This window comes from Methylobacterium fujisawaense, from assembly GCF_039619325.1.
In the GTDB taxonomy this organism is placed as follows: Bacteria; Pseudomonadota; Alphaproteobacteria; order Rhizobiales; family Beijerinckiaceae; genus Methylobacterium; species Methylobacterium fujisawaense.
The window spans coordinates 3,975,022-3,988,789 of record NZ_CP155000.1 but is presented as its reverse complement, the minus strand read 5'-3'; the positions used below and the strand labels follow the sequence as shown (position 1 = coordinate 3,988,789).

General features: G+C 69.2%; 19 protein-coding genes and 1 tRNA gene. 18 read left to right on the top strand and 2 right to left on the bottom strand.

Going from position 1 to position 13,768, the window contains the following annotated elements; translation table 11 throughout:
• Nucleotides 1–51 precede the first annotated feature (51 nt).
• On the top strand, nt 52–915 hold the full coding sequence (locus ABC766_RS18915) for a 3'(2'),5'-bisphosphate nucleotidase CysQ (protein ID WP_345819230.1): 864 nt from the start codon (nt 52–54) through the stop codon (nt 913–915).
• On the opposite strand, the gene ABC766_RS18910 is transcribed toward ABC766_RS18915, so the two are convergent.
• Entirely contained in the window at nt 896–1,441 is a 546-nt protein-coding gene (locus tag ABC766_RS18910; RefSeq protein ID WP_345819229.1) for a YHS domain-containing (seleno)protein, read from the bottom strand. The genes ABC766_RS18915 and ABC766_RS18910 overlap by 20 nt on opposite strands.
• Before the next feature lie 183 nt (nt 1,442–1,624).
• Here ABC766_RS18910 and ABC766_RS18905 point away from each other — a divergent pair, with 183 nt between their 5' ends.
• The 7 genes from ABC766_RS18905 to ABC766_RS18875 all read left to right on the top strand — a co-directional run bounded on the left by ABC766_RS18905 (nt 1,625) and on the right by ABC766_RS18875 (nt 6,429).
• Complete coding sequence (locus tag ABC766_RS18905; protein WP_043386928.1) at nt 1,625–2,257, top strand: DUF1134 domain-containing protein; 633 nt, start codon at nt 1,625–1,627, stop codon at nt 2,255–2,257.
• Between the two features lie 111 nt (nt 2,258–2,368).
• Nucleotides 2,369–3,085 carry a hypothetical protein gene (locus ABC766_RS18900; protein ID WP_345819228.1) on the top strand — a complete coding sequence of 239 codons (717 nt, stop codon included), beginning with the start codon at nt 2,369–2,371 and terminating at the stop codon, nt 3,083–3,085.
• Between the two features lie 144 nt (nt 3,086–3,229).
• A complete protein-coding gene (locus ABC766_RS18895) occupies nt 3,230–3,532 on the top strand; it encodes a hypothetical protein (RefSeq protein ID WP_043352393.1) in 303 nt (100 codons plus the stop codon).
• A 169-nt stretch (nt 3,533–3,701) separates the two neighbouring features.
• Nucleotides 3,702–4,046, top strand: a complete 345-nt coding sequence (lptM, locus tag ABC766_RS18890; RefSeq protein WP_043352391.1) for an LPS translocon maturation chaperone LptM — start codon at nt 3,702–3,704, stop codon at nt 4,044–4,046.
• A 165-nt stretch (nt 4,047–4,211) separates the two neighbouring features.
• Nucleotides 4,212–5,480, top strand: a complete 1,269-nt coding sequence (lysA, locus tag ABC766_RS18885) for a diaminopimelate decarboxylase (protein ID WP_345819227.1) — start codon at nt 4,212–4,214, stop codon at nt 5,478–5,480.
• Nucleotides 5,477–6,325, top strand: a complete 849-nt coding sequence (locus ABC766_RS18880) for a glycosyltransferase family 2 protein (RefSeq protein ID WP_345819226.1) — start codon at nt 5,477–5,479, stop codon at nt 6,323–6,325. Before lysA ends, ABC766_RS18880 begins: the two co-directional genes overlap by 4 nt.
• Before the next feature lie 12 nt (nt 6,326–6,337).
• A tRNA-Ser gene (locus ABC766_RS18875) sits at nt 6,338–6,429 on the top strand.
• 226 nt (nt 6,430–6,655) lie between these two features.
• On the opposite strand, the gene ABC766_RS18870 is transcribed toward ABC766_RS18875, so the two are convergent.
• Nucleotides 6,656–7,315 carry a hypothetical protein gene (locus ABC766_RS18870; protein WP_345819225.1) on the bottom strand — a complete coding sequence of 220 codons (660 nt, stop codon included), beginning with the start codon at nt 7,313–7,315 and terminating at the stop codon, nt 6,656–6,658.
• A 378-nt stretch (nt 7,316–7,693) separates the two neighbouring features.
• Here ABC766_RS18870 and ABC766_RS18865 point away from each other — a divergent pair, with 378 nt between their 5' ends.
• The 10 genes from ABC766_RS18865 to ABC766_RS18820 all read left to right on the top strand — a co-directional run bounded on the left by ABC766_RS18865 (nt 7,694) and on the right by ABC766_RS18820 (nt 13,759).
• Nucleotides 7,694–8,047: an ImmA/IrrE family metallo-endopeptidase gene (locus ABC766_RS18865; RefSeq protein WP_345819224.1), complete on the top strand. Its 354-nt coding sequence runs from the start codon at nt 7,694–7,696 to the stop codon at nt 8,045–8,047.
• 34 nt (nt 8,048–8,081) lie between these two features.
• On the top strand, nt 8,082–9,380 hold the full coding sequence (istA, locus tag ABC766_RS18860) for an IS21 family transposase (RefSeq protein WP_427902312.1): 1,299 nt from the start codon (nt 8,082–8,084) through the stop codon (nt 9,378–9,380).
• A complete protein-coding gene (gene istB, locus ABC766_RS18855) occupies nt 9,380–10,168 on the top strand; it encodes an IS21-like element helper ATPase IstB (protein WP_127991182.1) in 789 nt (262 codons plus the stop codon). The genes istA and istB overlap by 1 nt, the downstream gene beginning before the upstream one ends.
• 169 nt (nt 10,169–10,337) lie before the next feature.
• Nucleotides 10,338–10,793, top strand: coding sequence for a hypothetical protein (locus tag ABC766_RS18850; protein WP_345819223.1), 456 nt, complete (start codon nt 10,338–10,340; stop codon nt 10,791–10,793).
• 129 nt (nt 10,794–10,922) lie between these two features.
• The gene (locus ABC766_RS18845) at nt 10,923–11,174 is read left to right on the top strand and encodes a hypothetical protein (protein ID WP_043352373.1); all 252 of its coding nucleotides are present in this window, start codon (nt 10,923–10,925) and stop codon (nt 11,172–11,174) included.
• A 255-nt stretch (nt 11,175–11,429) separates the two neighbouring features.
• Nucleotides 11,430–11,687 carry a hypothetical protein gene (locus ABC766_RS18840; RefSeq protein WP_053622063.1) on the top strand — a complete coding sequence of 86 codons (258 nt, stop codon included), beginning with the start codon at nt 11,430–11,432 and terminating at the stop codon, nt 11,685–11,687.
• A complete protein-coding gene (locus ABC766_RS18835) occupies nt 11,684–11,863 on the top strand; it encodes a hypothetical protein (protein WP_043352371.1) in 180 nt (59 codons plus the stop codon). Before ABC766_RS18840 ends, ABC766_RS18835 begins: the two co-directional genes overlap by 4 nt.
• Before the next feature lie 158 nt (nt 11,864–12,021).
• A complete protein-coding gene (locus tag ABC766_RS18830) occupies nt 12,022–12,204 on the top strand; it encodes a DUF3606 domain-containing protein (protein ID WP_345819222.1) in 183 nt (60 codons plus the stop codon).
• Between the two features lie 70 nt (nt 12,205–12,274).
• Nucleotides 12,275–13,032 (top strand): IS5 family transposase gene (locus ABC766_RS18825; protein WP_342143861.1). Its coding sequence is split into 2 segments (ribosomal slippage): nt 12,275–12,590 and nt 12,590–13,032, totalling 759 coding nucleotides; the frame shifts between segments, so codons are not numbered across the junction.
• A gap of 337 nt (nt 13,033–13,369) precedes the next feature.
• The gene (locus tag ABC766_RS18820) at nt 13,370–13,759 is read left to right on the top strand and encodes a hypothetical protein (RefSeq protein WP_345819221.1); all 390 of its coding nucleotides are present in this window, start codon (nt 13,370–13,372) and stop codon (nt 13,757–13,759) included.
• The last annotated feature ends 9 nt before the right edge of the window (nt 13,760–13,768 follow it).

Below are 13,768 nucleotides of genomic sequence, written 5' to 3'. Positions count from 1 at the left end.
GGTCGACATTGCCGGCGGGCTCGGGCATTCAGGGTCGCCTCCGGAGGGACCATGACGAGCGCGACGACGATCTCGGAACCGGAGCGTGAGCGGATCGCCGCGGCGCTCGCCGAGATCGCCTGCGCGGCGGGCGAGATCCTGCGCCGCTACCATCGGGCCCCCTGCCCCCACGCCCTGAAGCCGGACGGCTCACCGTCGAGCGCCGCCGACACCGAGGCCGAGGACCTGATCGTCGAGGCCCTCGCCGGACGCTTCCCGGGGATCGCGGTCGTGGCCGAGGAGCGTTCCCAGACCGACGCGACGCGGCCGGCCGACCTCTTCTTCCTCGTCGATCCCCTGGACGGCACCCGCGACTTCCTCGCCGGGACGCCGGACTACTCGGTCAACATCGCGCTGGTGTCCGGCGCCCGCCCGGTGGCCGCCGCCCTGGCGGCCCCGGGGCTCGGCCGGGTCTGGTGGGCGGGCGCAGCAACCGTCGAGGGCGCGGTGGTCGCCGGCCGGCCGGGGGCCGGGCGGCCGGTCCACACGCGACCGGCGCCGGAGGCCGGCCTCGTCGCCCTGGGCAGCCGGCGGCACGGCGATCCCGAAACCGCCGCCTGCCTCGCGGCGCTGCCCGTCCTGGAGACGCGCCAGGTCGGATCCGCCCTGAAGTTCGGGCTGATCGCCGCCGGCGAGGCGGACATCTACGTGCGCTGCGGCCCGACCATGGAATGGGATACGGCCGCGGGCGATCACATCGTCGCGGCATCGGGGGGCTGCGTGGTGGTGCCCGGCGGTGGCCCGATCCGCTACGGGCAGCACGGGCCCGATCATCGCAACGGGCCCTTCGCGGCCCTGGGCGATCCCGCCCTGGCCCCGCGCCTCGCCCTGCCGACCAGCAGGCCGACGGTGCCGCTCAGCGCGGCGCATCCATAGGCGGGACGTCCTGCAGGGATCGCAGGGCCGGCCACGCCGCCTCCGCCTGCCGGACCAGGTCGGGCTCGGCCAGGAACCGGGCGCGGCGCTCGGCATTCCGGAACAGGTAGAGGCGCTCGCCGATCACCGCGAAGACCAGGGGATCGGCATCCACCAGCCGGCCCTCGAGGATTCCGGCAGCGTCGTAGCCCCCGAGGCGCGGGGCGTAGACCGGCGGATCGTCCCGGAAGGCCTCGCGGTTGGCGCCGCTGGCGAAGCGCCAGACCCGGCCGTCCCAGGACAGTTCGAACCGGGCCGCCCCGGCCTGCGGCCCGCCCTCCAGGAAGTAGCTGACGGGGTCGAAGCCGTTGAGCGTCAGCAGCGCGATCCGCGTCTGGGACGGCAGGCCCTCTTCGGCCGCGGCGCGGCGAGGGCCGACCTCCGGCAGAGGGGCCAGCGTGGCCGTCAGCGCGAGGGCCAGCGTGATCGTCAGCGCCGCCCCCGGGATGATCGCCGCGGCCGCGGGGTCAGGACGCGTTAACCACATCTTGCGAATTCCCTCAGAAGCTGGTCCGACTCATCCGCCCGGGTTCGCGGGACGCACGGCCCGGATGGATGGCGGCGCCCCGGCCGATCCGGGGCGCAGGCGCGGCCGCTGCCGGCCCGGCGGGACGAGAGCGGCCCAGGTCCATCGCACGAACCGTTAATCGAACCGGGCGAGGAGACAACGATGATGGCACGAGACGATCGCGGCACCGACCGCCGCACCCTGCTGCGGGCGGGCCTCGGCCTGGCTCTCGGCGCGCCCTTCGGCGCCTCTCTCGCCGGCCTCGCCGCCGCGGAGCCGGCCCGGGCGGCCGGCGAGGACCTCGACACGCCCGAGACCTTCCGCCCCGGCGAGATCGTGGAATCCGGCCACCGGTTCTTCGGCACCGTGTCGCGCGGCCTCGCGCTCACCGTCGAGGAGGCGGGCCGGCGCTGGGGCGAGCCCAACGGCTATATCCTCGGACAGGAGGGCGGCGGCGCCCTGGTGGCGGGCGTCCGCTACGGCGAGGGCACCCTCTACACGCGCAATGCCGGGCAGCGACGCATCTACTGGCAGGGCCCGTCCCTCGGCTTCGACGTCGGCGGCGACGGCGCGCGCACCATGATGCTGGTCTACAACCTGCCGAACGTGCGCAACCTGTATCGCCGCTTCGCCGGCGTCGACGGCTCGGCCTACCTCGTGGGCGGCTTCGGGATGACCGCGGTGGTCAACGACCGGACCATCGTCGTGCCGATCCGCAGCGGCGTGGGCGCGCGCCTCGGGATCAATGTCGGTTATTTGAAGTTCACCCGTGAGCCGACCTGGAACCCGTTCTGATCAGGAATCCGTTCTGATTGACCGGTGCCGCAGGATTTCACCCCCGCGGCCAACCTGGGCTAGAGTGGACTTGGGTCGGGTCTTCCGGCCGGATGCGCGGACTGCACCCTCGTGATCGAAACGGTGATGATCTTCGCGCTGGGCTTCCTGGCGGCGAGCCTGTGCGGCCTGCTGCTGCTGCCGGCCCTCAATGGGCGTGCCGCACGCCTGGAGCGACGCCGGGCCGAGGCGCGCCTGCCCCTGTCGCCGGCCGAGATCGCGGCGGAGCGCGACTTCCTGCGCGCGCAGTTCGCCGTCCAGCAGCGCCGCCTGGAGCGCCGGGTCGAGACGGTCGAGGCGCGGCGGCAGGCCGACATGGCGGCGATCGGAGCCGGGACGATGCGGGTTGCCGCCCTGGCACGCGATGTCGCGGCCCGCGATGCCGAAATCGCCCAGGTCCAGGCCAAGACCCGGGAGCTCGAGGCCGAACTGGCTATCGCCCGCGAGGACGGCACCGCGAGCCTCGCGACGCTCCAGGCCCTCGAGGACGCCCATGCCGACCTGCTCGACAGCCTCCTGACGCTCCGGCGGGGCACGGCCCCGGCACCGGACGCCGCCGCGCTGGCGGCCGAGCGCGACGATCTGCGCGCCAGCCTGAAGGCGGCCGAGGAGGCTCTGGCCCTGACCCTGGCCGACCGGCAGCCGGACCGGCAACCGGATCGGCAAGCCGGGATCGAGCGGGAGAACGCCGATCTGCGCCGGCGAATCGTCGAGGTCGCCGACGCCCTCACGGGCCCGGGCCGGATGCCCCGCGCAGCCGCGCCGATGCCGCAGCACGAACGGGTTTGAGCGGATCCGCCTCCGAAACGGGGCCTCTACCACCAGAACCGGACCGAAAACCTGCGACGACTGCCTTGTTTCGACCACGCAAAGGCATCATCGCAACGTCGACGCGTCACGCATTCACAACTTCGACAGATGGTACGGATACCCATGCGCCTGAAGCCGATCGCCCTCGCCGTCGCGGCGTCCGTTGTCCTGACGCTGCCGGCGGCGGCGCAGCAGACGAAGCGCGGCAACGAGACCCTGAAGAAGTACTGCACCGGCGATTACCTGACCTACTGCGGCAATCTGGCCCCCGACGATCCGGCCACCGACGCCTGCTTCCAGAAGAACTGGAAGAAGCTGAGCGAGAACTGCCGCCGGGCGATCGACGCCTACGAGGCCGAGCAGCAGCAGAACGCCCCCGCCAAGAACCGGCAGGGTTCGCAGGGCGGCAAGGAGCGGCGGGGCTGACGCCTCTCCGCTGACAATCCTCGGCCGAAAGTCCCCCGAGCGGGCCATCGGCCGAGGACCGAGCCCGGCCTGTGGCGGGGGCGCGCTCGCGCCGGGGCTCGGCAACGGCTAAGGTAGCGCTCCCGCCGGCCCTCGCGTGCCGGTGCCGAGCCCGCCGGACCCTCGCGCGATGTTGTCGAAACCCGCCCTGAAACTCCTCGCCGTGTCCGGCCTCGTGGCCCTGGCGGTCTCCGCCTGCGGGCGGCGTGGCGCCCTGGAACCGCCGCAGACGGCGGCCCCGGCCGCCGCGCCGGCGAGCGGGGGCGCGGCGACCGGGCGGCGGACGCTGCCGGTCTCCGTCGGCCTCGGCGGGGGTGCCCCGGAGCCGGATGCGGCCTCGGTGCGCGCCGGCGACGAACTCTCCGTGGCGGCAGTGCCGCCGGGCGGCACCGATGCGCCGGTGGAGACCAGCCGCGGCGCGCGGCGGGGCTACCGCGTGCCGAAGGAGCCTTTCATTCTGGATCCGCTGCTGTAGAGGGCTGAGGCCGGCACGGCGCCACGCCGCCGGCAGGCCGTCGTGGTGCTCCGCGCCCGGTGACCCGGTCGGATCCGGTCGTCGGCGTGCGCCCGCGTCGACCTGCGGCGGGGTGTTTCACGGGAAACAGGCCGCGCTCCGGCGCGCAGACGAGACACGGCCGAGATGCACCATTTCCACTATCGCGACGGCCGCCTGCACGCCGAGGCGGTCGACCTGACCGGCCTCGCCGCGGAGGTCGGGACGCCGTTCTACTGCTACAGCACCGCCACCCTCGAGCGGCATTACCGCGTCTTCGCGGAGGCCTTCGCGGCCGACGACGCGCTGGTCTGCTTCGCCATGAAGGCGAATTCGAACCAGGCCGTCCTGCGCACCCTCGCTTCCCAGGGCGCCGGGATGGACATCGTCTCGGGGGGCGAGCTGCAGCGGGCGCTGGCGGCCGGGGTGGATCCCGGCAAGATCGTGTTCTCCGGTGTCGGCAAGACCCGCGCCGAGATGGAGGCCGCGCTCAAGGCCGGCATCTTCTGCTTCAATGTCGAGAGCGAGCCGGAACTCGGGGTCCTGTCCGACGTGGCCGTGGGCCTCGGCCTCAAGGCCCCGGTCTCGATCCGGGTGAATCCCGACGTGGATGCCGGCACGCACGCCAAGATCTCCACCGGCAAGTACGAGAACAAGTTCGGCATCCCGATCACCCGGGCGCCGGCGGTCTACGCCACTGCCGCCGCCCTGCCGGGGATCGCGGTGCACGGCGTCGACATGCATATCGGCAGCCAGATCACCGATCTGGCGCCCTTCGCCGACGCGGCCCGGCTGCTGGCGGACCTCGCCCGGACGCTCATGGCGGCCGGCCATCCCCTGCGCCACATCGATTTCGGCGGCGGCCTCGGGATCCCCTATCGCGACGACAACGCGCCGCCGCCGGATCCGGCCGCCCTGGCGGCGACCCTGCGGCCGCATTTCGCCCCGCTCGGCCTGCGGCCGGTCTTCGAGATCGGCCGGATGATCGTCGGCAATGCCGGGATCCTGGTGACGCGGGTGCTCTACGTGAAGCACAGCGAGGGGCGCACCTTCGTGATCGTCGACGCGGCGATGAACGACCTGATCCGCCCGACCCTGTACGAGGCCTATCACGCCCTGCGGCCGGTCCTCGAGCCAAGCTCCGGGACGCCGCGCCTCGTCGCCGACGTGGTGGGTCCGGTCTGCGAGAGCGGCGACTATCTCGCTCTCAACCGCGACATGCCGGCGGTGGCGGCGGGCGACCTGATCGCCGTGATGAGCGCCGGCGCCTACGGGGCGGTGCAGTCCTGCACCTACAACACGCGGCCCCTGGTGCCGGAGGTTCTGGTGCGGGGGGACCGGGCGGCCGTGGTGCGACCGCGCCTCGACGTCGACGCGCTGATCGCCCTCGACCGGGTGCCGGACTGGCTGGCGTGAGCGGCGCGCCCGCGTCCCCGTCGGCCGCCGCGGCCGACCGGCGGCTGCCGCTGTCGGTCTTCATCATCGCCCACAACGAGGTGGACCGGATCGGCGCGACGATCCGGGCGGTGCGGGGCCTGACCGACGATCTCGTGGTGGTCGATTCGGGCTCCACCGACGGCACGCAGGCGCTGGCGGCCGCGCTCGGCGCGCGGGTGATCCACAATCCCTGGCCGGGCTACGGCCCGCAGAAGCGGTTCGCCGAGGAGCAGTGCCGGCATGTCTGGCTCCTGAACCTCGACGCCGACGAGGTGGTGCCGGACGATCTCGTCCGGGAGATCCGGGCCCTCTGGGCTGCGGGCGAGCCGCGCCGGCCGGCGTGGCGGATCGGCATCGCGGAGATCTTTCCCGGCGAGGGCCGTCCGCACCCGCTCGCCTACACCCTGACGCCGGTCCGGCTCTACAGGAAGGACCGGGGCCGTTACGCCGCCTCGCCGGTGCACGACCGGGTGGCGCTGGAACCCGGCGTCACGCCGGGGCGGCTCAGGGGCGTGATCCATCATTTCTCGGTGCGCTCGCTCGGCGACCAGCTCGACAAGCTGAATCGCTACTCCGACCAGCAGGCGGAGGACTTGGAGACGCGGGGTGTGGTGATCCCGACCTGGCGGGTGTTCGTGGAACTGCCGGGTAACTTCCTGAAGGCCTATCTCGGGCGCCGCCACTTCGTGCGCGGCACCTACGGCTTCCTGACGGCGATGAACTACGCGATCTCGCGGCATCTGCGCGTCGCGAAGCATGTCGAGCGCCGCCGCGTGGCCGCCGCCCGCCAGGATCGGGTTGACCCGCCGGATGCGACCTTCTAGAGCCAGAGCGCCGGAGACGTGGCCGAGCGGCTGAAGGCACTCGTTTGCTAAATGAGCATACCCAGAAATGGGTATCGAGGGTTCGAATCCCTCCGTCTCCGCCACCTATGTGGCTTAAGTTGCTGTTTTAATTTTCGAAATCGGAAGGGCTGAAGTTGTCAGCCCACGTTGCGCCCCACATTTCGCATCGGCTTGTACCGGCCTATTTCGGATGTTGAAGGACCGTGGCCGCGCGCGCGGAAGGGCTGATGCCCCACCTCGGTAGGGGGATGTGGCGTGCAGGAGGTTCGAGAGCCGGCACGTGGCGGCCACGCTGATCCGGTTCAGAGCCTAGCGGAACCGTCGCGGGCGTGAGAAGTCGATCTGGACAACGGTCGGCCCCTCGGGAGTGGCCCGGCGCAGGCTCGCCACGGCCGGCGTCTGACAGTTTGTCCCGCTTGGAGGTGCGTCCCACAACCGGCGCGCGAAGGGTGTCCGCACCCCTGCCTCGATCAGCCTGCGAGCCTCCGGATTCTGCGGAACCATGCCCTCGCGCATCAGCGTGTCGATGACCTCGCCCAGAATGCGCGCAGAGTCGTCGAAGCTGATCTGGTCCGCGCCGGGATAGCCGCAGCGGTGCTGCTCGAACAGCCAGTCGTGAACGATGTAGGCCGGCCCATACCCCCAGGGTGAGAAGCCAGGGATGGGTTGGAGGATAGGCGGGATCGAGCCGCCATCGGTGTACATTGGCTGCGGGATGATGGCTCGGTTGTCGGTCGTCACGAAGGTGAGCGGGTCCTTCGGGTCCGGGAGGTAGGCGAACCGGTTCTCACCCTTCCATTCCACGATGAGCTTACCCTTCAGCCGTCCGCCCGGCCCCGGTTGGGCAAGAGTCGCGCAGGCCGCCAGCGCAGCCGCGCTCAAGCTGACTGCCACGCTGCGGAGAAGGAAGCGCGCGAGATCGGATTGGTGAGCCCGCTCGGGGGCTCTGGTGCTTGGCCCTTCGGTCACTGCTCATCCCCCGTTTGTCGCAAGCTTGACCATAACGAGCGTGGGGACGCATCCCTCAGATAGGGCACGCGCTCGCATTCAGCCTTAGCGAGCAAGCATTCTATGATCGGTGATGAACCGACCCAGGAGGTGGCGTTGATTGAGTTCGCGGTCGCGCACATCGGTGCCGAGGATCAATCTCAGCCTCACTGATGCCGTTGGGATGTCGGGGCCGCCGAGCCGCGTCAGTATGGCCCTCGCTCGCGATGGCGCAGTTGAGTTACCGCCCGCACAAACTCTCCACAGTCCGATCTTGGGATCGCGGGCGCGGGGCGGCCCGATGGATCGGCTCAGGGGCGGAAAGGGGCTGCGCGGATGTCGGTCAGCAGGATGGATCTCGTGGACGCGGGCTCGCCGGAGGCGCTCGTCAAACGCATCCTAAAGGCCGAGCCGAACCTTCCGGTGCCGGTGCCGATCCAAGAGCTCTGCGCGCGGCTCGGCATCCGCCGGATCGAAGACATCGACAGCGACGAGTTCGAGGGCGGCCTCGTTACCGACGCGAAGCGGTCTGATGGCACCATCCTCGCCAAGCGCGTGGGCGAACCGCGTCGCCGCTTCACCATCGCGCACGAACTCGGCCACTTCCTCATGGCGCACCACGTCCCGGATCAGCCCGGCCGGTTCCTGTGCAAGAATTCTGACCTGCTCTGCGTCTGTCAGGCGACACGGCAAACTGACCCCCTGACGCCATGAGGATCTGACCCCCTCGATGAGCGAGGAGGTCGAGATGATCAGGAACGAGGCTCAGGCTCTGACGCGGATGGACGATCCGTGGAGGGCCGAGATGAAGACGCCGGACGACGTGTCGGCGATGATGCGGCTGCAGGCGCTCGGCTGGGGCGCGAAGCGGATCGCAGCCGAGCTTGGCTGTTCGAAGAACACGGTGAAGCAGTGGCTGCGACGGGGGGATTGGCGCCCCTGCGCGACGCCCTCGCGCTCGAAGCAGCTCGACGGCTTGGCGGACTGGCTGGTCGAACGCTTCCGGCAGCATGCGGGCAACGCCGACGTCGTGCGCCAGGATCTGGCGACCGAGAAGGGCATCCACGTCAGCCTGCGCACGGTGGAGCGGGCGGTCGCGCCGTTGCGGCGGGATCTGGTGATCGCCGCGCGGGCGAGCGTGCGGTTCGAGACGCGGCCGGGCGAGCAGATGCAAATCGACTTTGGCGAACGGCGCGTCGAGATCGGCGGCGTGCCGACTCGGGTCTCCCTGTTCGTAGCGACGCTCGGCTACTCGCGCCGCCTGCACGTGCGTGCCTTCGGCCACGAACGGCAGGAGGACTGGTTCGCCGGGCTGGAGAGCGCTTTCCGGGCTTTCGGCGGCGTGCCACACGAGGTGTTGCTCGACAACGCTCGCGCCCTGGTCTTGCACCACGACCCTGTGAGCCGCGAGGTCGTCCTGCACCCGCGCCTGCACGCCTTCTCCCGCCACTGGGGCTTCCGGGTGCGGGCCTGCGCCCCGTACCGGGCGCGCACGAAGGGCAAGGACGAGCGCGGCGTCGGCTACGTCAAGAACAATGCCGTGGCCGGCCGCCGCTTCGCGAGCTTCGCAGCCCTGGAGGCGCATCTCGATGCCTGGACGCGGGACGTCGCCGACCGGCGCGTGCACGGCACGACCGGCGAGGCGCCGGGCGAGCGGTTCGCCCGCGACGAGGCTCGGGCGCTACGGCCGCTCGCGGGCGTGCCGCCGTTTTCCGCCGCGCGCGATCTCGTGCGCCGGGTCGGAGCGGACTGCGCGGTTGCGGTCGACGGCAACGCTTACTCGGTACCCTGGCGGCTGATCGGTGAGCGGGTGCGGGTCACCGTGAGCGGAGCGGTGGTGCGCGTCCACCACGGCGGACGGGAGGTCGCCGCGCATGCCGAACTGAAGGGACGTCACGGCCGTGCGGTCGACGACGCTCATCTGGCCGGGCTCGTGGGTAGCCGTGAGCGACCGGCTCATCGGCGCGACCCGCCTCCTCTCGTGGCGACGCCGGAACTGCTGCGTCCGCTCGCCGAGTACGAGGCTGTCGCCGGGGGAGGCTTCTGATGAGCGAGGAACACGATCACCTCACCGTACTGCTCGACCGCCTGAAGCTGACGGCCATGCGTGACCAACTCGACAGCCTGATCGACGAGGCCGGCCGGGGCGAACTGACGATCCGCGAGGCGCTGACGCTGTTCTGCGAGCGGGAGATCGCCCGGCGCGATCAGCGGCGCATCGACATGGCCTTCGGGCTGGCCCGCTTCCCGTTCGTGCGCGACCTGACCGGCTTCGACTTCGGCGCACAGCCCTCGTTGGACAAGGCGCAGATCCGCGAGATCGCCACCGGCCGCTTCATCGCCAACGGTGAGGCGGTGCTGCTCCTCGGACCACCCGGGGTGGGCAAGACGCATCTGGCGGTGGCGATCGGGCGTGCGGCGATCGTGGCCGGCTACGGCGTGTTGTTCACCCCAGCCACGACGCTCGTGGCGCAGTTGGCCAAGGCGCACGCCGAGGGGCGGCTGGAGGAGCGGCTGACGCACTATGCCAAGCCGAAGCTGCTGATCATCGATGAGCTCGGCTACCTGCCGTTCGAGCCGGATGCCGCGCACCTGTTCTTCCAGCTCGTCAGTCGCCGCTACGAGCGCGGCGCGATGCTGGTGACCTCGAACCGGGCGGTGGGCGAGTGGGGCAGCGTGTTCGGGGACGCGGTGGTGGCCACCGCCATCCTCGACCGGCTGCTGCACCATAGCCACGTCGTCACCATCCGCGGTGACAGCTACCGCCTGCGCGAGAAGCGTCGCAGCGGACTTCTACAGAGGGCCGCTATCGTCCCCAACCCCACGCCCGTCTAGGCGAGGAAACCGGCATGGGGGTCAGATCCTCGTGACGCGAAGGGGTCAGTTCCGGTTGTCGCTTGAAAGCGTCACAGCGAAGGAGGGCGATCAGCGGCAACGCAGGGAGGTGGAGGCCAACCGCTTCGCCACTCTCATACTGATGCCTCCGCACCTCCTGCGGGGAGCCATGGCGGCCTTTCGCGAGCCCGATCTGCAACACGTTCTTGTGCTCGCGCGCGACTTCGCGGTCAGAAAGGAGGCGGCGGCTCGGGCCTACGTGCAGTACCATCCTGAGCGGATTGCCATCGTCGTGGCGGGCAACGGCCGGGTGCAGCGATGCTACCGTAGCCTCTCCTTTCCGACCATCATCCACGCGGCCGGCAACCCGGTTCCGACAGGCTCGCTCTATCACAGCAGTCCGAACCAGCCGAATATCGCGAGCGACACCGTCGCGTGCAGTGCCGATCTTTGGATCGATGTGAAGCGCGACCTCCACGCTCCGGACCTCTATGAGCAGGTTTACCTTCAGAAGAACGGCTTTGCGATGATCCTGCTGCGTCTGGACGCTGTCCCGGAGGAGAGCGCTGAGGAGCGCAGGCTCAATGAGGGCTGGCGTCACCGCTTCCACTCGGGGCGACGGTAGGCGAGATCCGCCCTGACGGAACAGCCCTGACGGCCACAGCCTGCCGCTTCGTCAGAGCGGGCTGTACCGTCGTCCCCTTGCTGATCCGACGCACACCTTAAGCCGGCAGAGCAGCAATGAGGGCCGGGAATGGCGGGAACTGATGACGACCTTCGGCTGAGCCTGGATCAGGCTGCGGCAAAGGAAACGTTCCTCGACCGTGTCGGCCGCGCTGAGGACACCGAGCTGAACACTACGGGCACCGCGCCTGAAACGTCTCCTGCCTTGTCGCTGATGATCACGAACCGGCAGCGGGCGGCGCTTCGTGAGCTTGGCTTTTCCGAGGAAGCCATTCGGCAGATGACGCCCGCCGAGGCGCACGTGAAGCTGGGCTTGGCCTAGCTACCGGCATCTGAGCGCAAATTGCGCGCTTAGAAGCCGCTGCCGACCCCATCCGAGAAGCGGGCACGCTCATCATCGGGGCCGCCTTCGCTGCCGATGACCGCCGAAATCCGGGCTCTCGTATATTGGGGATGGTGGCGCCAAAGCGCGCGATAAGGCGAGATCGACCCTGGATTTTGTTCCTGATTTGTTCTAAATAACCTCACGGATCGAGCCTCTATTCAACCCCTCGGTTGCTCCGAGCTGCCCCGTGTCATGGCCGATACCGAAATCCCGCCACTGAGCCCCGACGACGCCAAGCTGATCCGCAATGAGCGGGCGAAGCTGACGGCGATGTGGGTCAACGGCGTCGCAGTCGCTTCCGTGGCTGTCGGCGGTATCTCTCCGTCAGTGGCGATTTTCTCGGGCACCGCCAGCGCGCTGACAGCTAGCGCTCTCCTGGTTGGTTGGAGTCTCCTGGCAGGCATACTACATCTGGTGGCCAGACGCCTGCTCGGAGCCCTGCGCGCGTGAGCCTGACGCTCGCACAGATGGTTGTTCTTTTCCTCGGCCCGCTCGTCCTAGCGACGATGGTCGGCGTTGTCCTGTGGCTGACGCATGAGAAAGAGTCCGACCGCATCAAGCGCGCCGAAGTTGATCGTGCGATGTGGCTCAAATATCAAGCCGAGCAGAAAGTGCCCGGAGATTAGCCGCTCTATTCGCCTGACAAGCAGTTATCGTATAAATTTTTACTATTTCTGATTTCACGAATGCGAAGAGCTTAGCTTGCGACGCCTCGCGCTCATGCTTCGCCAGTCCGTCGTGAGATTCTTCACAGACCGCAGGTCTTCAACCCAACAGGATCCCCATGGCCGGCCTCAAGGACAAGCGTGGCTTCATCGACAAGGACCGCCTCGATCTGTCGGAACGCAAGGCTGTCGAGTTCTGGATGAAGCGCTGGGGTGTCACGCACGACCAGCTTACGGCCGCGCATCGCAAAGTCGGGCGAATGACCAAGGACATCGCGGCCGAGCTGGGCAAGAAGCGTTAGGTCGCGAACCCAAAATGGCTGGCACGGTTGAACCGCGCCATCGTTAGCCCTCTGAGCAGGAGGGGCGTGGATGGCGCGGTTTGACCTGACGGATGCGGAGTGGGCGGTGATCGAGCCGCTGTTGCCGACGGACGTGCGCGGCAAGGAGCGCGTGGATGACCGGCGGGTGCTCGACGGCATCGTCTGGCGGCTGCGCACGGGCGCACCCTGGGCCGACATCCCGGCGCGCTACGGCCCGCATACCACCTGCGGCAACCGCTTCCGGCGCTGGCGCAAGCGCGGCATCTGGGGTCCGCTTCTGGATGCCGTGTCAGATGCTTACGAGGGCGACCTGCAGATGATCGACGCCACCAGCGTGCGGGTGCACCAGCCCGCTGCCTGCGCCCCAAAAAAGACGGCCGATCCGGTGGCATGGGTCGCTCGCGCGGCGGCCTGACGAGCAAGATCCACGCGCTGGTGGATGCCGAGGGCCGTCCGGTGGTGCTCAAGATCACGGAAGGCCAAGCGCATGACGGACGCGCGGCGGCCGACATGCTGGGCGGGTTGGGTGCAGCTCAGATCCTGTTGGGTGACCGGGCCTACGACAGTGACGCGCTACGTGCCCGGATGGCGGAGCAGGGCGCGTGGGCAAACGTGAAGCCGATGCCCAACCGTCAGCAGGTCCTGGCGTTCAGCCCGTTCCTGTACGAGTGCCGCAACTCAGTCGAGCGCTTCTTCAGCAAGATCAAGCACTTCCGCGCCGTCGCCACCCGCTACGACAACGACCCCGACAACTTCCTCGCCAGCGTCAAGCTCGCAGCCCTGCGGGTCTGGCTGCGGACTTTATGAGTCCACGACCGAGCTAGGCCCACCGCCAGCGTCCCGTCATCGCCGTCTTCTCGAAAAGCGGCATGCACGCGCCGCTGGGTTACGCCAACGACTCAATGCCGTAGTCGCGCCAGATGCAGCAACTGAGGACGCGAAGAAAATCCACTAAATTTCATTTCACCAAACATCTACGTCGGCAATAGCGAGTGGCAGCATACACTTGGATGCTCATGCCGGAGAAGTGATTGCCGAGCGCTGGGCAAGCCGGAACGGCTTTATGGCGGGTGGTGTTTCCGGCGGCGCTTCCGTCCGCGCTTCTTCGGGGGCGGGCCGCGCCGTGCAAGGAAGGATTCCGTCGATGGACAAGACAGTCGCTGGCCTGATCGGGGCCGTCACCCTGCTCGCGGCCGCCGACCCGGCGCAGGCCGCGATGCCCGCCGAGACCAGGCTGACTGCGGCCATGCAGGCCGAGAGCTACGCCGACCTGCTCAAGCCCATCCCCAACGCGGTTGCGCTCCTCAAGGAGGCGGACGAGGCCGCGGCGAAAGCCGAACTGCTACCGGCAGCCTCCGAGAGCGAGGCCACGGTCCAGCAGGCGCAATACTACTATCATCATCATCACCATCATCACGGCTTCTACCCGCCGTTCTATCACCATCACCATCATCACCACCGGTACTACCGGCGGTACCACCACCATCACCATCACCATCATCACCACGGCTACTACGTGCCGTACGGGTACTGAGCCGGCTGC